We start from the raw sequence: 24535 nt of genomic DNA on the forward strand, positions 1-24535 counted from the left end.
ATCTGGTGGCAGACCCACTGCTATCGGGGGCAAGCCTCCTCCCACATTTGTTATGTGTCGCCTGTTACTGACGCTTCAACAACCCCGGCAACTGCGCCACCAGCTTCTGGTTGTTCAACGGCGCACGGATGAACCCGCGCTGAGTCCCATCCGGCCCGATCAATGCCAGGTTGCCGCTGTGGTCGACGGTGTAGTTGGGCTTGCTGGTATCCGCCGGAATGAACGGAATGCTCACCGCATTCGAGACCTTCTGCACCTCCTCCACATTCGCGCCCGTCAGGCCCTGGAACTGCGGGTCGAAGTAGCCCAGGTACTGTTTGAGCTGGGTCGACGTATCGCGGTTCGGGTCCACACTGACCAAAATCACCTGCAACTTATCCACAGCCTCTTTAGGCAGCTCGCTCTTGATCTGGCGCAGCTGGGCAAGGGTAGTCGGGCAAATGTCCGGGCAGAAGGTGTAGCCGAAGAACAACAGGCTCCACTTGCCTTTCAATTCGTTGACCAGCACCGGCTGGCCGTCCTGGTTGGTCATGGTCACCGGCGGCAACTGACGGCTTTGCGGCAACAGGATGATACCTGCGTCGATCAGCGCGGTAGGGTCGCCCTGGCCCTTGCCCGAGAGCACTTTGTTAACGGTCAGGCCCATGATCAATGCCACCAGGGCCACCAGGATGAAGACAGTCTTTTGAGTTCGAGTCATAGGTTCAACAGTAAGTAGTGGTCTACGAGCAGGGCGATAAACAGCAGCAGCAAGTACCAGATAGAGTACTTGAAGGTGTTGATCGCCGCGTGCGGCCGACCGCCACGGTACAACACCCAGGCCCATTGCAGAAAGCGCCCGCCCAATACCAGGGCGCAGCCGAGGTACAGCAGGCCGCTCATGTGGATCACATAGGGCATCAGGCTCACCGCCAGCAGGGCAAAGGTGTAGAGCAGGATATGCACCTTGGTGTAGTGCTCGCCGTGGGTCACCGGCAGCATCGGGATATCGGCCTTGGCGTATTCTTCCTTGCGATGGATGGCCAAGGCCCAGAAGTGTGGCGGGGTCCAGGCGAAGATGATCAACACAAGCAGCAGAGGCTCGGCGCTGACATGCCCGGTGACGGCGACCCAACCCAGCAACGGCGGCGCTGCACCGGCCAAGCCGCCGATAACAATATTCTGTGGCGTCGCACGCTTGAGAAAACCGGTGTAGATCACCGCATAGCCGAGCAGCGAGGCCAGCGTCAGCCAGGCTGCGAGCGGATTGGTGAATGCCAGCAACAGGGCCAACCCGGCAACAGCCAGAAACAAAGCAAAGGCCAACGCCGCCAGCGGTGACACCCGGCCCTCCGCCAACGGCCGCTTGTGAGTGCGCGCCATTACCGCGTCGATGCGTCGGTCCACTACATGGTTGACCGCCGCCGCGCCGCCTGCACACAGGGCAATCCCCAGGTTGCCAAACACCAGCACGGTCCACGGCACACCAGCGCGAGTCGCCAGGAACATCCCCACCAGCGAGGTGATGAGCATCAGCACCACCACCTTGGGCTTGGTCAGCTCCAGATAATCACGCCAGATGGCCTGGCCGTGACGTGCGCCGATCAAGGTCGCCATGGCATCTCTCCTTTAAGGGTAACGAGGCCCGATACGTGTTTGCGTGGAATAAAGCGCCAGCCGAACGGCAACTGGTTGCGCACCCGGACCAGACTGGTGCGCGCGTGATAGTTGACCAGTACCAGCGTCAGTAATAACGCCGCACCGCCCGCGTTATGCCCTACCGCAACCGGCAGCGGCAGGTGGAAATACACATTGCTCAGGCCCAGGCAGATTTGCGCCGCCAGGGCGATCAACAGCAAGCCGGCCAACCGCGTCATGCCGACTGCGCGCAACTGCCAGGCCAGGCCCAGCAGCACCAGGCTGACGATGACGGCGCCGATGCGGTGGGTCAGGTGGATGGCGGTGCGCGCCTCGCTGTCCAACTGCCCACCGAGGTAATTGGGGCCGATGTGTTGAGTCAGGTGGAAGCCGTTGGCAAAGTCCGCTGCCGGCCACCACTGCCCATGGCACGTTGGCAAATCGATACAGGCCACCGCCGCGTAGTTGGAACTGACCCAACCGCCCAGGGCAATCTGGCCGATCACCAGCACCAGGCCTGCCGTCGCCCAATATTGCAGGCGCTTGGGCACGATCAGCGCGGGCAATACGCCGGACAAACGCAGGGTCAGCAGGAACAGCAGGCTCAAGGTCGCAAAGCCACCCAACAGATGCCCCGTCACCACCTGCGGCCACAGCTTCAATGTCACCGTCCACATGCCAAATGCCGCTTGGGCGAACACCACCGCCAGTACAAACAGCGGCAGCTTCACCGGCTGGCCCGGATCGCGCCGATGGCTCCACGAGCGCGCCGCCAGCAACACAATCAGCAAGCCCAGGGTGCCAGCGAAGTAGCGATGGGTCATCTCGGCCCAGCCCTTGTCCGCCTCCACCGGCGTATCGGGGAAGTGCAGCTCGGCGTGGGCCAGTTGGGCTTCGGTGTTGGGCACGCCGATGAAGCCATAGCAGCCGGGCCAGTCCGGGCAGCCCAGACCCGCATGGGTCAGGCGGGTGTAAGCGCCGAGCAGCACAACGATCAGCGCCAGCAAGGTGGCAAACAACGCGAGGCGAAATCCAGGTTTGGCCATGACGGTGCCCCTATCCGATGTTCGACAGTTTCAGCAGGTGGCGCAGGTCGTTGAGCAAGTCCTTGCCCTTGACCTTGGTGTCATAGCGCAGCACCAGGTTGCCGTGGGGGTCGACGATCCACAGCTGAGCATCCCCCGGTGCAGCGGCGTTTTTACTGAAGGTCGACAGGTCCAGCGGGTAGCGTTGCAGTTGCGGGTACTCGGCCTTGAGCTTGGCGTCATAGTCGCTGTCCAGCGGCTGCGCACTGGCCAAGGCATGGCTGGCGCGGGAGGCATCGCGCCCCAGGCCAATCTGCAATTGACGCGCGAGGTAGACCAGTTGCTGGCAATCGGCGGCGCAGGCGGCGGGCGCGGTGACCAGCAGTTGCCAGCGCTGCTCATCGGCCGGCACGCCAATGTCGGCGCGGGTCTGGCCGTTGCCGATCATCTCGCCGTGGTAGCTGCGGCTTTGCGGCACCCAGAACTGCAGCTTGTACATGAAAGTGGCCAGCGCCATCGGGCCGATCACCATCATCAGGATCAGAATCAGTTGCCAACGGCCTTTGCGCCGATCAGGCACCTCAGACATGTTGGGTGGATTCATGGCCGCTCCCATGGGGCTTCTCCTTTTTGTTGTGCCATCCGAGGTAGAGGTAAAGCGCCAGCAACGCCAGCGACATGGCGAACCACTGCACGGCATACGCCAGGTGTTTTTCCGGCCCCATGGCCACGATGGGCCAGCTGGTTTCGTAAGTGCCGGGGCCGGGCTCGGCACGTAGCTCATAGGCGAAACCGCTGCGGCCCAATTGCGCCCACAACGCGGCAGGGTGCAGCGCCGTCAGCAGACGTGGCCATTGCGCACTGGCGGGGTCGGCGTGCAATTGGAAGGTTTCGCCAGGGGCGACGTAGACCCAGGCATCCAGATTCAAGAGCTGCTCCGGGGTACTGAATACCGGTGGCGTGCGCCGGTCCGGCCAGGGTAGCCAGCCGCGATTCAGCAACAGCCACAGGCCGCTGGCCTGATCGAGGAAGGGTTGCAGCAGCTCTACGCCGGCCTTGCCGTCGCGCATGCGGTTATCGAGAAACACGCTGTGCCCGGCATCCAACTGCCCGCGCAAGCGCACGCGGCGAAAGGCCGGGTCGGCCATGTCATTGAGTTGCGCACTGCTGATCGGCTCCGCTGCGCGCCGCTCGGCATAACTGTCCACCAGCAGCTGCTTTTCATGGCCGCGCGACAGTTGCCAGAACCCCAACCCCACCATCAGGGGCAGCAGTACCAGCACCACTAAGGTGGGTGCGATCCCAGGACGAAAGCGTTTTGCGGCGCTGGCTATACTTGTTTTCATTGCCCGCCCATCCCCGTGGAGCCCGACCATGCTCAAAGCTGCTATTGCCCTGATGCTGATCGCGACCGTCGTGAGCCTGTTCAGTGGCTTGTTCTTCCTGGTCAAGGACGAGGGCAACTCCAACCGCCTCGTCAACGCCCTGACCGTGCGTGTCGTACTGGCCGTGATCACCCTGGCCTTGATCACCTGGGGCTTTTTCAGCGGCCAACTGGTTTCTCATGCGCCGTGGTAAGCCGCCTCACAGCACGTAAACGAAGAAAAACAGCCCGATCCACACCACGTCCACAAAGTGCCAATACCAACTGGCCGCCTCGAAGCCGAACTGGTGCTCGGCATTGAAATGCCCCTTGAGGATGCGCATCAGCATCACGAACAGAATGAGGGTGCCGATGGTCACGTGGGCGCCGTGGAAGCCGGTGAGCATAAAGAACGTCGCGCCATACACGCCGGAGCCCAGCGTCAGGCCCAGCTCTTTATAGGCGTGGATGTACTCCTCGGCCTGGAACCCCAGGAACGCCAGCCCCAACAGCACCGTGATCGCCAACCAGATCTTCAACGCACCGCGATGACCTTTGCGCAGGGCATGGTGGGCAATGGTAATGGTCACGCTGGAGCTCACCAGCAGGATGGTATTGACCAGCGGCAGACCCCAAGGGCTGATGGTGCCTTCAGGCGCGGGATACATTTTGGGGTCAGGGTTGTTGAGCAACGGCCAGGCAAACTCGAAGTTCGGCCACAGCATGTGCGCAATGCCCTTGTGACCCTCACCGCCCAACCACGGGCCGGACATGTGCCGCACATAAAACAGCGCACCGAAGAACGCGATAAAGAACATCACTTCGGAAAAGATGAACCAGGTCATGCCCCAACGGAACGAACGGTCCATCTGCGAACTGTACAAACCGGCGCGGCTTTCCTTGATGACCGCACCGAACCAACCAAACAGCATGTAAGCCAGCAGCAGCCCACCGACAAAAAAGATCCACGGGCCATGGGATTCCGGGCGTGCCGCCTTGAGGTCGTTGAACCACACAGCCAGTCCATACACGGTGACCAGCATGCCAATCGTGGCAATTATCGGCCATTTGCTTTGCGCTGGTACGTAGTACGTATCATGAGTCGACATGTATTCGCTCTCCTGATTGAGGGGGCAAACAGTAGCTAGCCGCCGGTATGCACAGCCACCGGCGGTTGGCGCGCAGTGATATCGAACAGCGTGTACGCCAGGGTCAGATGCTTCACATCCTTGGGCATGTCGCGGTCGACGATGAAGCGCACCGGCATTTCGATCCGCTGGCCCGGCTGCAGCACTTGCTGGGTGAAGCAAAAGCATTCGGTCTTGTGGAAATACATCGCCGCTTCGGCCGGGGAAATGCTCGGTACGGCCTGGGCAGTCATCGGCTTGTCGGTCGGGTTGTGGGCCACGAACAGCATCTCGGTCACCGCGCCCGGGTTGACCACCACTTCGTCCGCCTTGGCATAGAAGTCCCAGACCATGTCGATGGCATTGGTAGACAGGAACTGCACGCGCACCTGGCGCGTCGGGTCGACAACCTGCTCGCCCTCATACTGCCCGGCGGTCTTACCGTTGATGCCGAACGCCTTGCACATCACGTCGTAGATCGGCACCAGCGCAAAGCCGAAGGCGAACATCGCCACCACCAGGATCAGCAGCCGTGTGACCAGGCGCTTGATCGGCAAGTATTCAGCCATGACGCCCACCCAATGTGAATGAGGCCATTGTGGGAGGGGGCTTGCCCCCGATAGCTGTTTTACAGCCAATCATGATGTCGGCTGACACACCGCCATCGGGGGCAAGCCCTCTCCCACATTGGCCGTGTAAGCAGTGCCAAGGCGTGTTCATTTGACCTCCGGCGGCGTGGTGAAGGTGTGGTATGGCGCCGGCGAAGGGATGCTCCACTCCAGGCCTTCAGCGCCATCCCAAGGCTTGGCCGGCGCCGGCGGGCCGCCACGGATGCACTTGATCACGATAAACAGGAAGAAGATCTGCGTGGCGCCGAACATGAACGCGCCGATCGACGAGACCATGTTGAAGTCAGCGAACTGCAGGTTGTAGTCCGGCACCCGGCGCGGCATGCCCGCCAGCCCGACAAAATGCATCGGGAAAAACGCCATGTTCATGCCCACGAAAGACAGCCAGAAGTGCAGCTTGCCGAGGGTTTCGTCGTACATGTGGCCGGTCCATTTCGGCAGCCAGTAGTAGGCCGAGGCGAAGATGCCGAAGATCGCGCCGGGCACCAGTACGTAATGGAAATGCGCCACCACGAAATAGGTGTCGTGGTACTGGAAGTCCGCCGGGGCAATCGCCAGCATCAGCCCGGAGAAACCGCCAATGGTGAACAGGATCACGAAGGCCACGGCGAACAGCATCGGCGTTTCGAAGGTCAGCGAGCCCTGCCACATGGTGCTGACCCAGTTGAACACCTTCACCCCGGTGGGCACGGCAATCAGCAGGGTGGCGTACATGAAGAACAACTCGCCCACCAACGGGATGCCCACCACGAACATGTGGTGCGCCCACACGATGAACGACAGGAATGCAATGCTCGCCGTGGCGTAGACCATCGAGGTGTAGCCGAACAACGGCTTGCGCGAAAAGGTCGGGATGATCGAGCTGACGGCGCCGAAGGCCGGCAGGATCATGATGTACACCTCGGGGTGGCCGAAAAACCAGAACACGTGCTGGAACAGCACCGGGTCACCGCCGCCGGCCGCGCTGAAGAAGCTGGTACCGAAGTGGATGTCCATCAGCATCATGGTCACACACCCGGCCAGCACCGGCATGACCGCGATCAGCAGGAACGCGGTGATCAGCCAGGTCCACACGAACAGCGGCATTTTCATCAAGGTCATGCCCGGGGCACGCAGGTTGAGGATGGTGGCGACCACGTTGATCGCGCCCATGATCGAGCTGATACCCATCAGGTGGATGGCGAAGATAAAGAACGTCACGCTTTCCGGCGCGTAGGTGGTGGAGAGCGGCGCGTAGAAGGTCCAGCCAAAGTTCGGCCCGCCGCCTGGCGTGAACAGCGTCGAGACCAGCAGCAGGAAGGCCGCCGGCAACAGCCAGAAACTGAAGTTGTTCATGCGCGGCAGGGCCATGTCGGGCGCGCCGATCATCAACGGGATCATCCAGTTGGCCAGGCCGACAAACGCCGGCATCACTGCGCCGAACACCATGATCAGACCGTGCATGGTGGTCATCTGGTTGAAGAACGCCGGCTGCACGATCTGCAGGCCGGGCTGGAACAGCTCGGCCCGGATCACCATGGCGAACGAGCCGCCGAGCAAGAACATGGCAAAGGCGAACCACAGGTACATGGTGCCGATGTCTTTGTGGTTGGTGGTCAGCACCCAGCGCATCAGGCCCTTGGCGGGGCCGTGGGCATGGTCGGCGTGACCATGGTCGTCGATCACAGCGCTCATGGTCGTTCTCCTGCAAGCGAGTGGGCGGGGCGGGTCGCGGTCAATGCCATGAGAGAGGTCATTTGCTTTCCGCCTGCTTGATGGCCAGCACGTCTTTAGGCGTGACCATGTCGCCTTTGTTGTTACCCCAGGCATTACGCTCGTAGGTCACCACGGCGGCGATATCCACTTCCGAGAGCTGCTTGCCGAACGCCGCCATCGCGGTGCCGGGCTTGCCGTGGTACACGAGGCTCAGGTGATCGGCGGCGGGACCGGTGGCGATCTTGGAACCCTTGAGCGCCGGGAACATCGGCGGCAGGCCCTGGCCTTCGGCCTGGTGACAGGCCACGCAGGTGGTGTGGTAGACCTTGTCGCCACGGGCCACCAGCTCTTCCAGGGTCCACTCTTTGGAGGTCAGCTCCTTGAGCTTGGCGGCCTCTGCCTTGCGCTCGCCGAGCCAGGTGTCGTAGTCGGCCCTGGACTTGACCTCGACCACGATGGGCATGAAGCCGTGGTCCTTGCCGCACAGCTCGGCGCACTGGCCACGGTAGATGCCGGGCTTCTCGACACGGGTCCAGGCCTCGTTGACGAAGCCGGGAATCGCGTCGCGCTTGACCGCAAACGCCGGCACCCACCAGGAGTGGATCACATCGGCGGCGGTCACCAGGAAGCGCACCTTGGCCCCCACCGGCAACACCAGCGGCTGGTCGACTTCCAGCAGGTAGTGTTCGCCCTTGGTCGCCTGGTTGTGGATCTGTTCGGCGGGCGTGGCCAGGTTGCTGAAGAACTCCACATCCTGGCCCAGGTATTTGTAATGCCATTTCCACTGGTAGCCGGTGACCTGGATATCGATATCCGACTCACTGCTGTCGTAGATATTGATCAGGGTCTTGGTGGCCGGAATGGCCATCGCGATCAGGATCAGCAAGGGCACGACGGTCCAGAGGATCTCCACGGTAGTGCTCTCGTGGAACTTGGCCGCGACCTGGCCCGTAGACCGGCGATGAACGATCATCGACCAGAACATCGCGCCAAACACGATGATGCCGATCACCACACAGATCCAGAATATGGTCATGTGCAGGTCGAACACAGCGTGACTGACTTCTGTCGCCCCTGGCGCCATATTCGTTGTCCAGGCGGCATGTGCCTGGCCGAATACCGACCACAACAGGAGGCCCATCCAAACATGTGGATGTCGCATCATTGCGGGTTCCCCTTATCGTTCTTGTTATCCCGCCGGTTTGCACCTGCGTCGAAGGGAGCGGCTTCCATACTGCTTACAACCGCCTGGCCTTGCCTGCTTATGCAGTCTGGCGTCATCAGCTAATCGCGTACAAATCCGAGTATAGACAGGCTCTGCAACCCCGCAATGTGTAGGGGCAAATGAGTAGAAATGACTGGCTGGAGTCAATAGAACCGGGCACGGAATCGTTTATCCGACGAACGATGGCAATTCGATATAACGCGGGCGCATAACCATGAAATAATTATGACAAATGCGTCTGAGGCGCTCGTATAAACGAGCTACCTTATCTTCTCCCTTTTCCTACGCCTGCATCACTGGAGCTTTCATGAACACCGCCGCATTGCGCGAGCAGATTTCCCGTGCCCATCAACACGAAGCCAGCACTGGCCAGCTTGCCCTGCAACTGGAAAAACAATTGCCGCACCTGCATTCGGCCATCTCCCTGGCTGACGGTGATCGCAACATTGTCATGACCCGCTTTGTCACCGCCTACATCGACTTGGTCCCGGACTTGCTGGACGCCGCCAACGACGTGGCCCGCGAGGCCGGTATCGAAAGCCAGATCAAACCGGTACTGAAAATCGCCGAGCACTTCTTCCTGCAACCGCCTGCCATCCTGGCCGGCCATGAAGGTCTCGATGGCCTGCTGGATGAGGCCTACCTGGCTCATCGCCTGGTCGAAGAGGTCAACGATCTGTATATCAAGCACTTCGGCCAGCCGTTGATTCCGGCCGATACCACGGTGGCCAATGTCATTGCCCATCAGCTGATCGGCGAAACCTTCGCCAACCAGCTGGATGAAGCGGTACACCACGCAGTGGATGAAATGCTCAACGAAGAAAGCTTTGCGCTGGAGTCCGTGGAGGCTTATCGCGAACAGCTCAAGAGCCCCGACACGGAAGCCGCGTGGAAGCGCTGGCCATGCCTGTCGCGACAGCTGGGGGTTGAGTTGGCGCTGGATCAGCCGGCCTGATCCCGCCTTGTAGGAGCTGGCTTGCCGGCTCCTACAGGCGTTGTTTTGCTGTTCAGGCTGGCGCGGAGCCTATCCCCGTCGTCGTCCTCACCCGGCCTTCCAGCCGACGCTTCAACCCGCGCGCCTCGATCACCAACGTCGAGCCCTTGGCCGCATTGGCCCGCCCCCATTCCTCCAGCAGTTCCAGGCAGGAATGGTCGATGTAACTCAGGTTGCTCAGCGGAACATGCACGGTCGTCCCGGCAGGCACCGTCGACAATACTTGAGTCAACGCCGGCACTTTCAGAAAGGTCGCCGCACCGGTCAGGCGCAGCTCCATCTCACCGTCCTGAGGCAGGTCGATCAGGCTGACCTTCAACCGCGAAGCCTTGAACGCCAGCTTGACCAACGTCAGCCCGAAGCCCACCAATACGCCGGTCAGCAGGTCGGTAAAGATGATCGCCAGCGCCGTGGCCGCGTAGGTAAACATCGGCATCCGCCCATAGCGTCCCAGCGCCTTGAAGGCCTTGATGTCCACCAGCTTGATACCGGTGTACACCAGCACACCCGCCAGGCTCGCCACCGGGATGCTTTGCAGCACACTCGACAGCAACAGCACGAACGCCAGCAGCCACAGGCCATGGAACATCGCCGACAAGCGCGTGGTTGCACCGGCCTGCACGTTGGCCGAGCTGCGCACGATCACGCCGGTCATCGGCAAGGCGCCGACCAGGCCGCAGAGCATGTTGCCCACCCCTTGAGCAGACAACTCCTTGTCGAAATCCGAACGCTGACCGCTGTGCATGCGGTCGACCGCCGCCGCAGACAGCAGCGTTTCAGCGCTCGCGATAAACGCCACGGCAAATGCGGCGATCAACAGTTGGGGATCGGCAAGGTTCAGCAGGTCGCTGGGGCGTAGCCAGTCGATGGCATCGGCGAGGTTTTCCGGGACTTCGACACGCTTGACCTGCAACGCCAGCACCAGGCTGACAACCGTGGCCAGGCCCACGCCCAGCAAAGCACCGGGCACAAAGCGCAGTTGCTGCGGGCGCAATTTGTCCCAGGCGTACATCACCAGCATCGTCGACAAACCGAGCAACCCGGCCTGCCAGCCCAGGCCACCGCCCAGGGTCGGGATTGCGTCGGCCAGTGCCGCCGGGAAGCCTGCCAGATTGTCGAGCCCCGAAGGCTTGGGCGCGCCGTCGAGCATCACGTGGATCTGCGACAGTACAATCAGCACGCCAATCCCCGCCAACATGCCGTACACCACCGCCGGTGCCGTGACGCGAAACCAGCAGCCCAGGCGCAAACGCCCGGCAACCAGTTGCAGGAATCCCGCCAGCAGCAGGATCGGCCCGAGCATCAGCATGCCGTGCTGGCGCACCAACTCGAACACCAGCACCGCCAGGCCCGCCGCCGGGCCACTGACTTGCAACGGCGAGCCCGCCAACCAGCCCACCACCAGGCCTCCGATAATCCCGGTAATCAGGCCTTTGGCCGGCGGCATGCCAGAGGCGATCGCAATCCCCATGCACAAGGGCAGGGCGACCAGAAACACAACCACGGAAGCGAGCAGCTCCCTTGGCAATACAGCTTTCAATTGAGCAGCACGCATGATGACTCTCCCGAGGCATTCGCCGGGCGCGGTAAAGCCTGGCTGCGTCCATGGCAGCCACCGCTTTACCCGGCAGGGAAGTGTGTTAGAAGCGCGCTTTAGGCGTCGCGCAAGGGATCGGTCCGTCGCCGCTCAACGGTCGGAACGTCGACTGGTCGGCATCGTAGGCGCGGATTTCACTGGTCTCGATGTTGTAGATCCAACCGTGGATAAACAAATGACCATTGGCCATGCGCGAAGCCACGGAGGGGTGGGTGCGCAAATGTTGCAGTTGGGCGATGACGTTTTCTTCGGTGAGCACTTTCATGCTCTCGCCTTCATTGGCGCAGTCGCAGTTGTCATGGACCATGGTCTTGGCAACCTCAGCATGCCGCAGCCAGGCCTTGACCGTCGGCATCTTCTCCAGGCTGTCAGGGTTGAGCACCGCGCGCATGGCGCCACAATCGGAGTGCCCGCAGACGATAATGTGCTGCACGCCAAGGGCGAGTACCGCGTACTCGATGGCCGTGGAAACACCGCCGTTCATCTGGCCGTAAGGCGGTACGACGTTGCCGACGTTACGCGTCACGAACAGATCGCCAGGAGAGCTCTGGGTGATCAGCTCAGGCACGATGCGCGAGTCGGCGCAGGTAATGAACATCGCCCGTGGGCTCTGGGCCGTGGCGAGTTTTTTGAAGAGTTCTTCCTGCTGGGGGAAGACGTCGTGATGGAAATGCAAAAAGCCGTCAACGATATGCTTCAGCGCTGCATCGGCGGTTTCAGCCACCTGAGGGGCAGAAGCCGACGCAGCCAACGGCTGTTTATCCTTGTCACTCATGATTCATCCTCTTGATTAATGCAGGGGAGTTTTCAGGTCAGTTGGACGCTTGGCCAGTGGATTAGTTGTAAAACGCCAGGGGCCACAGTGCCGACTCATCAGTCACTCGCTGAACAAGGTAACCGCCGAAACTTAACTCAAACTGAATGAACCGCTCTAGATCGCGGGTTTCAGTGATGTCAAAACGCGACCACTCCTACAGGAACGGTGCGTTCTGCCCTGTCAGTCTACAACAATGCCATCTGTCTGCCCGGAGGACAGAACGCCGTGCAATCCAGGTCAAACCCTTCCCGCCGGTTGAGCCCCAGCCGCTTGATGGCTTTGCTGAAGCGCTGCGCCAGCAAGTCGGCAAACGGCCCTTCGCCACGCATGCGTACGCCGAAGCGGCTGTCATACACCTCGCCGCCACGCACCTGGCGCACCAGGCTAATCACATGGGCCGCACGCTGCGGGTAATGCGCCGCCAGCCACTCCTCGAACAACGGCGCCACCTCCAGCGGCAGGCGCAGCATCATGTACGCCGCACTTTGCGCGCCCGCAGCGTGAGCTTCGGTCAGCAGGCTTTCCAGCTCACTGTCATTGATCATCGGAATCATCGGCGAGCACAGCACGCCCACCGGGATCCCAGCCTCACGCATCACCCGGATCGCGCGCAGGCGCGCCTTGGGCGCCGCCGTGCGTGGCTCCAGGATCCGCTTGAGTTCGTCGTCCAGGCTGGTGAGGCTGATCATCACGGCGACCAGCCGCTGGCGCGCCAACTCGGTGAGCAGGTCCAGATCGCGCAATATCAGCGAGCCCTTGGTGATGATGGTCACCGGATGGCGATAGCGCAGCAGCACTTGCAGAGTTTGCCGGGTGATCTTGTACTCGCGCTCGATCGGTTGGTACGGGTCGGTGTTGGACCCAAGGTTGATCGGCGCGCACACGTAACCCGGTTTCGACAACTGCTGTTCCAGCACATCGGCAGCGTTGGTCTTGGCGATCAGTCTGGTTTCGAAATCCAGCCCCGGCGACATGTCCCAATAGGCATGGCTCGGCCGCGCGTAGCAGTAGATACAGCCGTGCTCACAGCCACGGTAGGGGTTGATCGAACGATCGAACGGCAAGTCCGGCGAGTTGTTGCGGGTGATGATGGTCTTGGCCGTTTCGATGCGCACTTCAGTGCCCTGGGTCGGCGGCACTTCCTGGAACCAGCCGTCATCCTCGACCACGCTGACAGTCGGTGCGAAGCGGTTGTGCAGGTTGGTGGCCGTGCCCCGGCCACGGGGCGGCAACGGAGTAGACATGAAAACGCCTCGATACTGTTTTTATATACAGTATCGAGGCGCAGGGCTTCTGACCAGTGCCGTTTGGCGGTCAGCCAGGGATCAGTGCCGTTGCGTGACCTGGCCCAGGTCATCGCCCGAGGTGGTGCGCATATCGTTCTTGCGCAGGTCCGCCACTTCGTTGGCTTTCACCGGCGCACCTTTATTGCCCCAACTGCCCCGAATGAAACTGACCACATCCGCCACTTCCTGATCCGACAGACGCCAGGCGAACGCCGGCATGGTGAAGGTCGAGGGCGCCGCGTGGGTAGCCGGCAAGGTGCCGCCATTCAACACGATGTTGATCAACGACGTGGCATCCGCCGTCTGCACTACGGGGTTGCCCGCCAGCGCCGGGAACACCCGCGTGTAGCCATGCCCATCAGTACGGTGGCAGGCCGCGCAGTTGTCGATGTATACCGACGCGCCCGGCTTGCGGTCATCGCCTTTCCACAGCGCCTCGGCCACCTGCTTGTCGTACTGATGCGGTTGGTCGTTGGGGTCCACCGCCGGCAAGCTCTTGAGGTAACGGGCGATAGCCGTCAGGTCATCCTCCGACATGTACTGCATGCTGTGGACGACAACGTCGCTCATGCCACCAAACACCGCGCTGCGATCACTGCGGCCGGTCTTGAGGAATTGCACCAACTGCTCCTCACTCCAACTGCCGAGGCCGTCCTTGTGGTCACCGCGCAGGCTTTTGGCGATCCAGCCCTCCAGCGGCGCACTGCCGGACAGGAAGGCGTTGCCGTCAGAGGCACTCAGGGCTTTTTCCTGCATGGTCAGGGCCCGTGGCGTGTGACATGCGCCGCAATGGCCAAGGCCTTCCACCAGGTAGGCGCCACGGCTGACCACCGGGTCGGCGGCGGCTTGCGCCTGATGCGCTTCGACAGCCGGCGCAAACATCCAACGCCACGCCGCCAGCGGCCAGCGCATGCTCAAGGGCCACGGAATATCGCTGTCCTTGTTCTGCTGAGCGACCGGCTCGACACCCTTCATGAAATACGCATACAACGCCTGCATATCGCTGTCGCTGACACGCGCATAAGACGGGTAGGGCATCGCCGGGTAAAGCGTACTACCGCTCTTGGCGACGCCATGGCGCACGGCCTTGTCGAAGTCTTCGAAGCTGTAGTCGCCCAGGCCGGTCTTGTCCGGGGTGATGTTGGTGGAATAGATCACGCCGATCGGCGTTTCCATCGGCAGCCCGCCGGCGAAGGGCTTGCCGCCTTTGGCGGTGTGGCAGGCCACGCAATCACCGGCGCGGGCCAGGTATTCACCTTGCTTGATCAAATCGGTTTCAGCCGCACTTACAGAGCAGCTGCTGAACAGGGCGAAGGTGGCGATAACAAGTGCTTTCATGATCATCGCTCCTTATGCCTGAACCAGTGGGCCGGGATTTTTAAGGTATTGCTCGCGAATGGCCCGCGCCGACCAGTAGGTCAGCGCCGCCACCAGGCCGGTAGGGTTGTAGCCCAGGCCTTGTGGGAAAGCGGACGCACCTGGGACAAACACGTTGTGCACATCCCAGCACTGCAGGTAGCGGTTCAACGCGCTGGTTTTCGGGTCGGTGCCCATGATCGCGCCGCCATTGAGGTGGGTGGTCTGGTAGGACGCCGTATTGAAATGCTCACCGACCTTTTTGCCGAGCAGGGCAATCGCCTTGGGGTTCATCGCCTCGGCGACCTTGCTCATTTTCTCGACCATGAAGCGGTTCATCTTGATGTCGTTTTCCTGCCAGTCGAACGTCATCCGCAGCAGCGGCAGGCCGTAGGCATCGCGATAAACAGGGTCCAGATCCAGGTAGTTGCCCCGGTAGGATTGATGGGCACCGTGGGCATCCATCGACACCTGGTGGGTGTAGTAATCAGCGGTGGCGCGTTTCCACGCGCTGCCCCAGGCCGGTGTGCCTGGCGGGTTGGACGTACCGGCAATCGGCCGGCTGCCGGCCTGGTTGACCCACATCGGCGAGCCACCCACGAAGCCATGGGGGCCGTGGTCGAAGTTGTCGGCGTTGAAGTCATCGATGGCCACGCCATTGCCGCCTGCACCGATGAAGTTGTTGGTATGAGTGTCTTTGTCGAAGAAAGCCTTGATGGTGGCCATGTTCTGGTAGGCGAAGTTCCTGCCCACCACGCCCTCATTGGTTATCGGGTCGTAGGGCTTGCCGATGCCCGACAACAGCATCAAACGCACGTTGTGGAACTGGAAGGCGCCGAGAATCACCAGATCTGCCGGCTGTTCGCATTCCCGGCCCTGGGCGTCGATGTAGGTCACGCCGGTGGCCTTGCTCTTGGTGCTGTCGAGGTTGACCTTGAGTACGTGGGAATTGGGCCGCAGCTCAAAGTTCGGTACCTGGCGCAACGCCGGCAGGATGTTCACGTTCGGCGAGGCCTTGGAATACATGTAGCAGACATAGCCGCTGCAGAAACCGCAGAAGTTGCACGGCCCCATCTGCGCACCGTAGGGGTTGGTATAGGGCCCCGAGGTATTGGCGGACGGCAGGTTGTAGGGTTTGTAACCCACCTCGGCAGCCGCTTTCTGAAACAGCTGTGCGGAGACCGTATTCTTCTGCGCTTCCAACGGGAACGGATTGGAACGGTCCGGTGCATACGGGTTGCCGCCACGGCCTTCGCCTACCAGCTGACCTTTTACGGTCCAGGCCTGGCCGGAGGTGCCGAAGACTTTTTCCGCGTAGTCGAAAAACGGCTCCAGCTCTTCATAGCTCACGCCGAAGTCCTGGATGGTCATGTCCTTGGGGATGAAGTTTTTGCCGTAGCGTTCCTCATAGTGGCTGCGCATGCGCAGCTCGATCGGGTCGACACGGAAATGCACCCCCGACCAATGCAGGCCCGCGCCGCCCACACCGTTGCCCGGCAGGAACGCGCCCAACTGACGGTTGGGCAGGGCGACGTCATTCACGCTATGGCGAATGGTCACGGTCTCTTTGGAAATGTCCTGGAAGAGTTTTTTACGCACGCTGTAGGTCAGTTCGTCGATGACCTGGGGATAGTTGCCGTCCGGGTAGGTGTCCTGCATCGGGCCACGCTCCAGCGCAACCACGTTGAGGCCTGCTTCCGTCAGCTCCTTGGCCATGATCGCGCCGGTCCAGCCGAAGCCTACGATCACTGCATCCACTTTCTTCATGATGGTCGCCACATTTATGCCCTCTCACCGCGGATGGAAACTGCCGGGAAGGGGTATTGCTCGTTGCGTTCAACCCAGTCCATGAAATCGGCACGAGCGCCAGGGAAGCCGATCATGGTCCAGCCGACCATGCCTTTGTTGCCACCGTGGATGGGGTCGCAAAAGAACCCTTCCTTGGTGTTTTGCAGCAACAGGTTGAAGAACATCTTGGGCGGCACCGCTTCAAAATGCGCCGTCACTTCACTGCCGCCAGCCTCCAGACGACGCAACATATCGTCTCGGGTAGCGCTGTCTTGCGCAGCAAAAGCTTTACCGTTGAAGGCTTTCGACCAGGCATCCGTCGCGGCAATGCCCAGGCGATAGATGTCCTTGGGCACCAGTTTGGACTGCCAGCCCATCTCTGGAGCGGCATCCGCGTTGAACGGGCCTTGCATGAACCACAGCGCGCCGCTGGCGTACGGGGTGTTCATCTGACGGTCGATATATTCCGGCGCACCGGCTTCCAGGGCGCCCGGGCCTTGCTCATCGGCGGGAATCAGGCGCTCGACGGCGGCGTTGATAAACGCCCACTCCTCAGCCGTGAAGTAAGCAGGCTCGTAGGCCTTTTCACTTACCGCAGGCTTGGCGGGAGCGGCCTGCGCCGGTTCAGGCGTTGCCATCAACATCGAGCCGCCAAGGCCAGTGCTGGCAACCGTGACCACCGGGATCAAGGTCAAGGATTTGCGCAAAAAGTCACGCCGGGGGTTGTCTTGATCTTGATCAGACATGGTGGCACCTCATCATGTGGTCACGGGAATATCGGCCGGCTTCTAGTGAGCGGCTTGGCCTTTTAGGCAATCAATAGTTACAAATGATAGCAGGCTATGAATTCACAGAACCGTTTCAGCGACTAAAGACTGAGGATTCACGATTCTTTGACGGCCTCCTCACGCCTCATTGACCCCCTCTGGACGAACCTGAGCACCACCCACTCCTTGCTCGGTTATGTCACCCATGCTCAAGAATCAATGGTTGTCGGGCCTCGGCCTCGCGATCATCGCGATGTTCACCTGCGCTTACGCTCAAGCCGACGACACCGTCTCCATCCGTTCACCGGAGTGGGCCCAGCCTGTGGGTAATCAATACAACTTGCACCAGATGACGCCCACCCTCTACCGCAGCGCACTACCGGATCGCAACGCCGGGCCGCTGTTGGAACAGCTGAAGATCGGCACCGTGATCAACTTCCTGCCGGAGTCGGATGCCGACTGGCTCAAATCGCCTGGCATCCGTCAGGTTCAACTGACGTATCGCACCAACCATGTAGATGATACGGACGTGTTGGCGGCGCTGAGGTCCATCCGGGAAGCCGAAGCCAACGGCCCGGTGCTGATGCATTGCAAGCACGGCTCTGACCGCACTGGCCTGATGGCGGCGATGTATCGGGTAGTGATTCAGGGATGGAGCAAGGAAGACGCGCTGAACGAAATGACCTTGGGCGGGTTTGGCACCAGTAATGGCTTCAAGGACGGCGTTCGCTACATGATGAGGGCCGATATCGACAAGTTACGCACGGCCTTGGCGAATGGCGATTGCAGCACCAGCGCGTTCGCGTTGTGCTCGATGAAGGATTGGATCACGACGACGGGAAAAGACGAGAAATAACTGCAGGAGCCCGGCTGGCCGAACTCCTACAGAGGGCCGCCCGTCAGTCTTTTTTCAACTTCGGATTAGGAAAGAACTGCACCGCCTGCACCTTCGGGTCCGCCGGAGCTTTCAACGCCGTGGTATTGACCCGCGTACCCAATTCCTTGGGCACCGACAACCCTTGATCATTCAGCGTGTCGGTATAGCCGCAGGCCACGCACTCACGGTGCGGCACGTTGTCCTCGGTCCACATCTTCAGCTTGTCCGGCTCACTGCATGCCGGGCAGACCGCCCCGGCGATAAATTGCTTTTTGGTAATCACAGGCCCTTCACTCATGCTGCCGCGTCCTCACTCAGGCCGCTGTGGCGCAAGAGTGCGTCAATCGACGGCGCGCGTCCGCGGAAGTCGACGAACAGCACCATCGGCTCCTGGGAGCCGCCACGCGCCAGGATCGCTTCGCGGAAGGCACGGCCGGTCTCGGCGTTGAGCACGCCGTCTTCTTCGAACTTGGAGAAGGCATCCGCCGACAACACTTCGGCCCACTTGTAGCTGTAATAACCCGCCGCATAACCGCCCGCGAAGATGTGCGCAAAGCTGTTGGGGAAGCGGTTGTAGGCCGGCGGACGCATCACCGACACTTCATCGCGCACTCCTTCCAGCACCTGCGCCACGCTGCGACCATCGCCGTGGGTGGCGTGCAATTCAAAGTCGAACAGCGAGAACTCCAGTTGGCGCACCATCATCAGGCCGGACTGGAAATTCTTCGCCGCGAGCATTTTTTCCAGCAGGTCCTGGGGCAGCGGCTCGCCGGTTTCATAGTGGCCGGAGATCAGCGCCAGGCCTTCCGGCTCCCAGCACCAGTTCTCCATGAACTGGCTCGGCAGTTCCACCGCATCCCAGGCCACGCCATTGATGCCGGACACGCCTGCGTGTTCTACGCGGGTCAGCAGGTGATGCAAGCCGTGGCCGAATTCGTGGAACAACGTGGTGACTTCATCGTGGGTCAGCAGGGCAGGCTTGCCGCTGTCGGCCGGGGTGAAGTTGCACACCAGGTTGGCCACCGGGCTTTGCAGCACACCGTCGATGGTGCGACGACGGTCGCGGGCACCGTCCATCCAGGCACCGCCGCGCTTGTTGGCGCGGGCATACAGGTCAAAGAAGAAGCGGCCCACGTGTTGGCCGTTTTCCTTGATTTCGAACAGGCGGACATCCGGGTGCCAGGTGTCGAAGCCTTTCTGCTCGGCGATCTCGATGCCGTACAGGCGCTGCACGATGGCGAACAGGCCGCCCAGCACTTTGTCGATCGGGAAGTAGGCGCGCAGGGCTTCCTGGGACACGCTGTAGCGCTGCTCGCGGAGTTTTTCGCCGTAGAAACCGCTGTCCCAGCTTTGCAGGTCGGCGCAGCCTTGTTCGGCGGCGTAGGCCTTGAGCTGTTGCAGGTCCTGGGCGGCAAACGGCTTGCTGCGCTTGGCCAGGTCACGCAGGAAGCTCAGCACCTGGTCACTGGACTCGGCCATCTTGGTGGCCAGGCTCAGTTCGGAGAACGACGCATAACCCAGCAACTGGGCCAGTTCCTGGCGCAGGTCGAGGATCTGTTCCATCACCGGGCCGTTATCGTTCTGACCGGCATTCGGGCCTTGGTCCGACGCGCGGGTGCAGTAGGCCGCGTAGACTTCTTCACGCAGGGCACGGTCCTGAGCGTAAGTCATGACGGCGTAGTAGCTAGGGAATTCGAGGGTGATCAGCCAGCCGTCGAGACCTTTGGCCTGGGCGGCGGCGGCCATTTGCGCCTTGGCCGAGTCGGTCAGCCCGGCGAGGGTGGCTTCATCGGTGACGTGCCTGGTCCAGGCCTGGGTGGCGTCCAGCAACTGGTTGGAGAACTTGCTGCCCAGTTCCGACAGCTTGCTCTGCACTTCAGCGTAGCGTTTTTGCTGCTCCGACGGCAGATCGATGCCCGACAGGCGGAAGTCACGCAGGGAGTGTTCCAGGATGGTTTTCTGCGCCACGTCGAAACCGGCGGCTTCCGGGCTGTTAGCCAGGGCTTCGAAGGCCTGGAACAGCGCACGGTTCTGGCCCATCTCGGTGGAGTAGGCGCTCAATGCCGGCAGGCAGCCTTCGTAGGCTTCGCGCAGTTCGGCGCTGTTGCACACGGCGTTGAGGTGGCTGACCGGGCTCCACGCGGCGCCCAGACGATCATTCAGCTCGTCCATGGCCAGCACCAGGCCGGCCCATGTCGGATTTTTGCCCTGGCTTTGCAGGATGCCTTCGATGGCAACGCGGTTGTCGGCGAGGATCTGTTCGATGGCCGGCTGGACGTGCTCGGCACGGATCGCCGAGAACGGCGGCAGGTCGTAGGACTGCAGAAGAGGGTTGTTCGCGCTCACGGTTGGCACCTTGGCTGAAGAAACATGTAAGAACAAAGATGGGGCCATCTTAATTACAATCAACACCCACCGCAGCTATCAGCAGAAGAGAGAGAGGCTATCGTGACCCTTCGCACCTATCAGAACCACACGCCGGCCCTGGGCGCCGGGGCTTTTGTCGATATTTCGGCGGTGGTGATCGGCGATGTCGAAATCGGCGCCGACAGCTCGGTCTGGCCGCTGACCGTGATCCGTGGCGACATGCACCGCATCCGTATCGGTGCGCGCACCAGCGTGCAGGATGGCTGTGTGCTGCACATCACTCACGCCGGGCCGTTCAACCCGAACGGTTTCCCGCTGCTGATCGGCGACGACGTGACCATCGCCCACAAGGTCATGCTGCATGGCTGCACAGTCGGCAATCGCATCCTGATCGGCATGGGCAGCATCGTGATGGATGGCGCCGTGGTCGAGGACGACGTGATCATCGGCGCCGGCAGCCTGGTGCCGCCGGGCAAGAAACTTGAAAGCGGCTTCCTGTATGTCGGCAGCCCGGTCAAACAGATTCGCCCGTTGACTGACAAGGAACGCGCCTTTTTCACCTACAGCGCCGCGAATTACGTGAAGCTCAAAGACCTGCACCTGGCTGAAGGATTCGACCGATGACCCTGCCTTACCAAACCGTCCTGTTCGACCTGGACGGCACGCTCACCGACCCACGCGAGGGCATTACCCGCTCGATCCAGTACGCCCTCGGCAAGTTGGGTATCGACGAGCCGGACCTGACCAAACTCGAACACTTCATCGGCCCGCCCTTGCTGCAGGCGTTCATGCAGTTCTACGGCTTCGACGAGGCCAAGGCCTGGGAAGCGGTGAATTTCTATCGCGAGCGTTTCAAGGTCACCGGCCTGTACGAAAACCGTGTGTTCGACGGCGTGATGCCGCTGCTGGAAGCATTGAACGATCAAGGCCGCCAGCTCTACGTCGCCACTTCCAAGCCCTGGGTGTTTGCCCGCGAAATCGCCCGGCATTTCGACTTTGCCAAGCACTTCAAGGTGATCTACGGCAGCGAGCTGGACGGGACGCGCACCAACAAAGTCGAACTGATCGCCCACCTGATGAGCGAGGAAGGCCTGGACCCGGCCACCACCTTGATGATTGGTGATCGCAAGCATGACCTGATCGGCGCGCACAAGAATGGGCTGGATTCGGCGGCGGTGGGGTATGGGTTCGGCAGTTTCGAGGAGCTGGATGCCGAGGCGCCGACCTGGCATTTCGAGACGTTGGCGCAGATGCACCAGGCATTTTTGCAGCGCACTTGAGGACGCTATCGGGGCAAGCCCCCTCCCACAGTGGAGTGTGTTCACAAATTAGCATGTGGGAGGGGCTTGCCCCCGATGAGGCCCTGAAGGCCAATACCTTGCAACTGCCTCAACGCCGTCTTGCGCTGCTCCATCGGCAATCCGCCCAGCTTCTCCACCGCCGCATAAAACCTCAGCCAATCCCCACCTTCCTGCGCAAACAACGCCGCAAACACAGGCACCCACTGGTCATACAGCCCGAACGGTAACAACCTCGCATTGTTCATGGGTTGATTGATCCACGCGTCATACCGTTTGTCCCCGCCCCACTGGCTGTCGCGCAGCTGCCGGTAATCGCGACGCAGACGCTCGAACTCGGCCGCCTTCGCCTGGCGCATCACATCAGTGGCCAAGGGTTGGGCATAGAGTTTTTCCAATCGTTGGCGGGTATCGAGGATCAGCTGAATGAACTCATCACGCTGCTTCGACGCCGACAGGCTCTGCGGCGCCAAGCCACGTGCAGCGCGCCACTGACGCGTACCTTCCTGCTCGACGAAATTGGCAAACGACTCATTGAACTCGGTGTCGTCCTTCACATAGAAACGCTGATGCGCCAGTTCGTGGAAGATCAACGTGGCCAGCCGCTCATCACCCCAGTTCATCATCGAATTCATGATCGGGTCATTGAACCAGCCCAAGGTGGAATAGGCCTCGACACCGCCGATCGACACGTCCATGCCTCGCTGCTTCAACAACGCCGCCTCACCACGCGCCGCACCCTGGTTGTAGTAACCGCGATAGGCCACACAGCCCGCAATGGGGAAGCAATGGGTTTCAGGAGACAGGGAAAACTCCTGCGTGGCGAAGACGTTCCAGACCACATAGGGTCGGCCAATGTCGGCGTACAACCTGTAACTCTGGTTGTCAGGCAGATGCAGGTGTTCACTGGCGAACGTACGCGCCTTTTGCGATTGCGCCAGGTGTTCGCGCAACAGCGGTGGGCGGGAAGGGTCGGCGATCACCTGCGCCACCGGCTCCCGGGCCCGCAGCAATTGCCACTGACCGCTGGCCAACTGGCTGTAATAGCTGACACTGGAACAGCCGCTGAGCAGCACAACCATCAACCCTGGAAGAAAACGCCTGACCATGCCCCGACCGCTCCTGGGTAATTTGCTCGCCAGACTATCGCGCCCAGGCAGAATTTTTCCATGGCGCGACGTGTTTATACTCATGAGAGGTCTGCCGCCGTCGCAGCAGGCTCAATTCTATCTTCCCGTTGAGTGCCTGCCATGCGCCAGCTCTTGTTACCCGTCGCCGCTTTGTTCCTCAGCGCCTGCACGACAACACCCGTACCACCGATGGATCCGCAACAGGCGTGGGTCGATTTCACTACGCCGACGCCGGGCTCCAAGCTGGTCATGGCGCAGCGCCTGGACGGCAAGAACCTGGACGACGGACGTTTCTTCCAAATGCCACCCGGCCATCATGAACTGATGGTGCGCTTCGACTTTGAAGTCCCGGCCGGCGGCGGTTTGGGTGGGCTCAGCCAGATGATGTATCGCACCTGCTTCATGACCCTGGAATATGACCACTTCCAGGCTGGCCAGCGTTATGTGCTGGAAGGACGCTCGCTGGCCTTCACGCCGAATATCCGGTTGTACGATTCGGCGCGTCAGTTGCTCGCGGAGGAACGCAGCGTCAACTGCATCTGATCAGTTGTTGTTTTTCTGGTAGATGATGCGCTTGGTGCCGTTTTCGCACGAACCGACAATCATCGCACTGTCGTGATTCTTGGCTTCTTCGGCGGTGATGATTTCCAGGGTGTACGAAGGAATCGCCTTGGCCTGGATCTTCACTTCAATCTCTTTCCTGAGCTCTTCGCAGTCTTTTGGCGCGGCCACAGCCGATGTGGCCAATACACCGCAGATGATCGCCAAGGCAAAACGTTTCATGTGTGAAGCTCCCTGAATGCATTGCGCACGGGTGTGCGCCTAGGCTGCATGGTAATAGGACCACACTTACAAAACACGAGTTCTGATCTAACGCAGGGCTAAATGTGGAAGGGGGCTTGCCCCCCTCCCACATTGGACGGGCTGTGTCAGCTGACCAAGGTGGCATCCAGGCTGATTTTTGCGTTCAGCACTTTGGACACCGGGCACCCTTCCTTGGCTTTTTTGCTCAGTTCATCGAACTGCGCCTGACTCGCGCCCGGAATCTTGGCCTTGAGGATCAGGTGCACAGCGGTGATCGCAAAACCACCGTCAACCTGGTCCAGAGTCACTTCGGCCTGGGTATCAATGCTGTCAGCCTTGAGCCCGGCATCGCCGAGAATCATGGAAAACGCCATGGAGAAACAGCCGGCGTGGGCCGCACCGATCAGTTCTTCCGGGTTGGTGCCCTTGCCGCCCTCGAAACGGGCCTTGAAGCCGTAGGGCGCTTCACGCAGTACGCCGGTTTCCGTGGAAATAGAGCCCAGGCCAGTCTTCAGGTCACCTTCCCAATGCGCGGATGCTTTTTTAACGATACTCATAGCGGTCTCCTCGAACGGTGGTTTTGCGTCAGTAAGGGTTCTGAGGATAGTCGGCCCGGCAAAGTTCATCTTGTGAGAAAAACCTAGCGATTCAGTAGGAAATTTCCTGGCCTGCTATTGAATCTCGGGTATATGCCCTCATTGCATAGAGCATGCACATGAAGCGGCAGGTTTTGGTTCGTCTAAAAAGCCTGCGGCCCCTTTGGAGAAGCAGGC

Annotated in this window: 25 protein-coding genes and 1 pseudogene; 6 read left to right on the top strand and 20 right to left on the bottom strand. The window is 60.9% G+C overall.

What is annotated here, in order from left to right:
• Positions 1–64: 64 nt before the first annotated feature.
• Genes BMX59_RS04195 through BMX59_RS04215 form a run of 5 tightly spaced genes read right to left on the bottom strand, consistent with a single transcriptional unit; the run spans position 65 to position 3988 of the window.
• Positions 65–700, bottom strand: a complete 636-nt coding sequence (locus BMX59_RS04195) for an SCO family protein (protein ID WP_071490939.1) — start codon at positions 698–700, stop codon at positions 65–67.
• Positions 697–1596, bottom strand: a complete 900-nt coding sequence (cyoE, locus tag BMX59_RS04200; RefSeq protein WP_071490938.1) for a heme o synthase — start codon at positions 1594–1596, stop codon at positions 697–699. The genes BMX59_RS04195 and cyoE overlap by 4 nt, the downstream gene beginning before the upstream one ends.
• Positions 1584–2663, bottom strand: a complete 1080-nt coding sequence (locus BMX59_RS04205; protein ID WP_092241437.1) for a COX15/CtaA family protein — start codon at positions 2661–2663, stop codon at positions 1584–1586. Before BMX59_RS04205 ends, cyoE begins: the two co-directional genes overlap by 13 nt.
• 10 nt (positions 2664–2673) lie before the next feature.
• The gene (locus BMX59_RS04210) at positions 2674–3258 is read right to left on the bottom strand and encodes a hypothetical protein (protein WP_092241439.1); all 585 of its coding nucleotides are present in this window, start codon (positions 3256–3258) and stop codon (positions 2674–2676) included.
• Positions 3224–3988, bottom strand: a complete 765-nt coding sequence (locus BMX59_RS04215) for an SURF1 family protein (RefSeq protein WP_093120148.1) — start codon at positions 3986–3988, stop codon at positions 3224–3226. The genes BMX59_RS04210 and BMX59_RS04215 overlap by 35 nt, the downstream gene beginning before the upstream one ends.
• Positions 3989–4016: 28 nt before the next feature.
• Between BMX59_RS04215 and BMX59_RS04220 the strand changes: the two genes are divergently transcribed.
• Positions 4017–4220 (top strand): twin transmembrane helix small protein, encoded by a 204-nt coding sequence (locus BMX59_RS04220; RefSeq protein WP_058424417.1) that lies wholly within the window; start codon positions 4017–4019, stop codon positions 4218–4220.
• A gap of 6 nt (positions 4221–4226) precedes the next feature.
• Here the strand turns inward: BMX59_RS04220 and BMX59_RS04225 are convergent, their stop codons facing one another.
• The 4 genes from BMX59_RS04225 to coxB all read right to left on the bottom strand — a co-directional run bounded on the left by BMX59_RS04225 (position 4227) and on the right by coxB (position 8621).
• Positions 4227–5114, bottom strand: coding sequence for a cytochrome c oxidase subunit 3 (locus tag BMX59_RS04225; protein WP_071490935.1), 888 nt, complete (start codon positions 5112–5114; stop codon positions 4227–4229).
• Between the two features lie 35 nt (positions 5115–5149).
• Positions 5150–5701, bottom strand: a complete 552-nt coding sequence (locus BMX59_RS04230; protein WP_071490934.1) for a cytochrome c oxidase assembly protein — start codon at positions 5699–5701, stop codon at positions 5150–5152.
• Positions 5702–5848: 147 nt separating this feature from the next.
• Positions 5849–7435 (bottom strand): cytochrome c oxidase subunit I, encoded by a 1587-nt coding sequence (ctaD, locus tag BMX59_RS04235; protein WP_016978771.1) that lies wholly within the window; start codon positions 7433–7435, stop codon positions 5849–5851.
• A 58-nt stretch (positions 7436–7493) separates the two neighbouring features.
• Positions 7494–8621, bottom strand: a complete 1128-nt coding sequence (gene coxB, locus BMX59_RS04240; protein WP_093120150.1) for a cytochrome c oxidase subunit II — start codon at positions 8619–8621, stop codon at positions 7494–7496.
• Positions 8622–8988: 367 nt separating this feature from the next.
• Here coxB and BMX59_RS04245 point away from each other — a divergent pair, with 367 nt between their 5' ends.
• The gene (locus tag BMX59_RS04245; protein WP_058424413.1) at positions 8989–9636 is read left to right on the top strand and encodes a hypothetical protein; all 648 of its coding nucleotides are present in this window, start codon (positions 8989–8991) and stop codon (positions 9634–9636) included.
• Between the two features lie 52 nt (positions 9637–9688).
• Here BMX59_RS04245 and BMX59_RS04250 read toward each other — a convergent pair whose 3' ends face one another.
• The 6 genes and pseudogenes from BMX59_RS04250 to BMX59_RS04275 form a co-directional block, all read right to left on the bottom strand.
• Positions 9689–11230 (bottom strand): SulP family inorganic anion transporter, encoded by a 1542-nt coding sequence (locus BMX59_RS04250; protein WP_071490930.1) that lies wholly within the window; start codon positions 11228–11230, stop codon positions 9689–9691.
• 85 nt (positions 11231–11315) lie between these two features.
• Complete coding sequence (locus BMX59_RS04255; RefSeq protein ID WP_071490929.1) at positions 11316–12047, bottom strand: carbonic anhydrase; 732 nt, start codon at positions 12045–12047, stop codon at positions 11316–11318.
• A 227-nt stretch (positions 12048–12274) separates the two neighbouring features.
• Positions 12275–13333: a PA0069 family radical SAM protein gene (locus BMX59_RS04260; RefSeq protein ID WP_093120153.1), complete on the bottom strand. Its 1059-nt coding sequence runs from the start codon at positions 13331–13333 to the stop codon at positions 12275–12277.
• Positions 13334–13403: 70 nt separating this feature from the next.
• A pseudogene (locus BMX59_RS04265) lies at positions 13404–14719 on the bottom strand (c-type cytochrome).
• Positions 14720–14725: 6 nt separating this feature from the next.
• Positions 14726–16510 carry a GMC family oxidoreductase gene (locus BMX59_RS04270; protein WP_092241449.1) on the bottom strand — a complete coding sequence of 595 codons (1785 nt, stop codon included), beginning with the start codon at positions 16508–16510 and terminating at the stop codon, positions 14726–14728.
• A gap of 2 nt (positions 16511–16512) precedes the next feature.
• A complete protein-coding gene (locus BMX59_RS04275) occupies positions 16513–17265 on the bottom strand; it encodes a gluconate 2-dehydrogenase subunit 3 family protein (RefSeq protein WP_093120160.1) in 753 nt (250 codons plus the stop codon).
• Between the two features lie 226 nt (positions 17266–17491).
• On the opposite strand from BMX59_RS04275, the gene BMX59_RS04280 reads away from it, so the two are divergent.
• Positions 17492–18142 (top strand): phosphatase domain-containing protein, encoded by a 651-nt coding sequence (locus tag BMX59_RS04280; RefSeq protein WP_093120163.1) that lies wholly within the window; start codon positions 17492–17494, stop codon positions 18140–18142.
• 43 nt (positions 18143–18185) lie between these two features.
• Here BMX59_RS04280 and BMX59_RS04285 read toward each other — a convergent pair whose 3' ends face one another.
• The gene (locus BMX59_RS04285) at positions 18186–18461 is read right to left on the bottom strand and encodes a YheV family putative zinc ribbon protein (protein ID WP_003187322.1); all 276 of its coding nucleotides are present in this window, start codon (positions 18459–18461) and stop codon (positions 18186–18188) included.
• Complete coding sequence (prlC, locus tag BMX59_RS04290; protein WP_093120165.1) at positions 18458–20509, bottom strand: oligopeptidase A; 2052 nt, start codon at positions 20507–20509, stop codon at positions 18458–18460. The genes BMX59_RS04285 and prlC overlap by 4 nt, the downstream gene beginning before the upstream one ends.
• Positions 20510–20611: 102 nt before the next feature.
• Between prlC and BMX59_RS04295 the strand changes: the two genes are divergently transcribed.
• A complete protein-coding gene (locus BMX59_RS04295; RefSeq protein WP_092241455.1) occupies positions 20612–21154 on the top strand; it encodes a gamma carbonic anhydrase family protein in 543 nt (180 codons plus the stop codon).
• A complete protein-coding gene (locus tag BMX59_RS04300; RefSeq protein ID WP_092241457.1) occupies positions 21151–21810 on the top strand; it encodes an HAD family hydrolase in 660 nt (219 codons plus the stop codon). The genes BMX59_RS04295 and BMX59_RS04300 overlap by 4 nt, the downstream gene beginning before the upstream one ends.
• Positions 21811–21851: 41 nt before the next feature.
• Here BMX59_RS04300 and BMX59_RS04305 read toward each other — a convergent pair whose 3' ends face one another.
• Positions 21852–22937 carry an aminopeptidase gene (locus BMX59_RS04305; RefSeq protein WP_093120170.1) on the bottom strand — a complete coding sequence of 362 codons (1086 nt, stop codon included), beginning with the start codon at positions 22935–22937 and terminating at the stop codon, positions 21852–21854.
• A 141-nt stretch (positions 22938–23078) separates the two neighbouring features.
• Between BMX59_RS04305 and BMX59_RS04310 the strand changes: the two genes are divergently transcribed.
• Positions 23079–23501 carry a PA0061/PA0062 family lipoprotein gene (locus BMX59_RS04310; RefSeq protein WP_071490919.1) on the top strand — a complete coding sequence of 141 codons (423 nt, stop codon included), beginning with the start codon at positions 23079–23081 and terminating at the stop codon, positions 23499–23501.
• On the opposite strand, the gene BMX59_RS04315 is transcribed toward BMX59_RS04310, so the two are convergent.
• Positions 23502–23741 (bottom strand): DUF1161 domain-containing protein, encoded by a 240-nt coding sequence (locus BMX59_RS04315; RefSeq protein ID WP_092241461.1) that lies wholly within the window; start codon positions 23739–23741, stop codon positions 23502–23504. It abuts the gene before it with no gap.
• 146 nt (positions 23742–23887) lie between these two features.
• Positions 23888–24319 (bottom strand): OsmC family protein, encoded by a 432-nt coding sequence (locus BMX59_RS04320; protein ID WP_017253980.1) that lies wholly within the window; start codon positions 24317–24319, stop codon positions 23888–23890.
• Between the last annotated feature and the right edge of the window lie 216 nt (positions 24320–24535).

This window comes from Pseudomonas sp. NFR09 (assembly GCF_900111535.1).
Classification (GTDB): Bacteria; Pseudomonadota; Gammaproteobacteria; order Pseudomonadales; family Pseudomonadaceae; genus Aquipseudomonas; species Aquipseudomonas extremorientalis.

Bases quoted from the DNA above. Each gene is read 5' to 3' on its own strand.
- BMX59_RS04220 (WP_058424417.1), top strand. From the start codon at position 4,017: ATGCTCAAAGCTGCTATTGCCCTGATGCTGATCGCGACCGTCGTGAGC.
- BMX59_RS04195 (WP_071490939.1), bottom strand. From the start codon at position 700: ATGACTCGAACTCAAAAGACTGTCTTCATCCTGGTGGCCCTGGTGGCA.
- BMX59_RS04300 (WP_092241457.1), top strand. From the start codon at position 21,151: ATGACCCTGCCTTACCAAACCGTCCTGTTCGACCTGGACGGCACGCTC.
- BMX59_RS04275 (WP_093120160.1), bottom strand. From the start codon at position 17,265: ATGTCTGATCAAGATCAAGACAACCCCCGGCGTGACTTTTTGCGCAAA.
- BMX59_RS04205 (WP_092241437.1), bottom strand. From the start codon at position 2,663: ATGGCCAAACCTGGATTTCGCCTCGCGTTGTTTGCCACCTTGCTGGCG.
- BMX59_RS04280 (WP_093120163.1), top strand. From the start codon at position 17,492: ATGCTCAAGAATCAATGGTTGTCGGGCCTCGGCCTCGCGATCATCGCG.
- BMX59_RS04225 (WP_071490935.1), bottom strand. From the start codon at position 5,114: ATGTCGACTCATGATACGTACTACGTACCAGCGCAAAGCAAATGGCCG.
- BMX59_RS04210 (WP_092241439.1), bottom strand. From the start codon at position 3,258: ATGGGAGCGGCCATGAATCCACCCAACATGTCTGAGGTGCCTGATCGG.
- BMX59_RS04260 (WP_093120153.1), bottom strand. From the start codon at position 13,333: ATGTCTACTCCGTTGCCGCCCCGTGGCCGGGGCACGGCCACCAACCTG.
- BMX59_RS04230 (WP_071490934.1), bottom strand. From the start codon at position 5,701: ATGGCTGAATACTTGCCGATCAAGCGCCTGGTCACACGGCTGCTGATC.
- BMX59_RS04245 (WP_058424413.1), top strand. From the start codon at position 8,989: ATGAACACCGCCGCATTGCGCGAGCAGATTTCCCGTGCCCATCAACAC.
- BMX59_RS04320 (WP_017253980.1), bottom strand. From the start codon at position 24,319: ATGAGTATCGTTAAAAAAGCATCCGCGCATTGGGAAGGTGACCTGAAG.
- BMX59_RS04250 (WP_071490930.1), bottom strand. From the start codon at position 11,230: ATGCGTGCTGCTCAATTGAAAGCTGTATTGCCAAGGGAGCTGCTCGCT.
- BMX59_RS04215 (WP_093120148.1), bottom strand. From the start codon at position 3,988: ATGAAAACAAGTATAGCCAGCGCCGCAAAACGCTTTCGTCCTGGGATC.
- BMX59_RS04315 (WP_092241461.1), bottom strand. From the start codon at position 23,741: ATGAAACGTTTTGCCTTGGCGATCATCTGCGGTGTATTGGCCACATCG.
- BMX59_RS04255 (WP_071490929.1), bottom strand. From the start codon at position 12,047: ATGAGTGACAAGGATAAACAGCCGTTGGCTGCGTCGGCTTCTGCCCCT.
- cyoE (WP_071490938.1), bottom strand. From the start codon at position 1,596: ATGGCGACCTTGATCGGCGCACGTCACGGCCAGGCCATCTGGCGTGAT.
- BMX59_RS04285 (WP_003187322.1), bottom strand. From the start codon at position 18,461: ATGAGTGAAGGGCCTGTGATTACCAAAAAGCAATTTATCGCCGGGGCG.
- BMX59_RS04305 (WP_093120170.1), bottom strand. From the start codon at position 22,937: ATGGTCAGGCGTTTTCTTCCAGGGTTGATGGTTGTGCTGCTCAGCGGC.
- coxB (WP_093120150.1), bottom strand. From the start codon at position 8,621: ATGATGCGACATCCACATGTTTGGATGGGCCTCCTGTTGTGGTCGGTA.
- ctaD (WP_016978771.1), bottom strand. From the start codon at position 7,435: ATGAGCGCTGTGATCGACGACCATGGTCACGCCGACCATGCCCACGGC.
- BMX59_RS04310 (WP_071490919.1), top strand. From the start codon at position 23,079: ATGCGCCAGCTCTTGTTACCCGTCGCCGCTTTGTTCCTCAGCGCCTGC.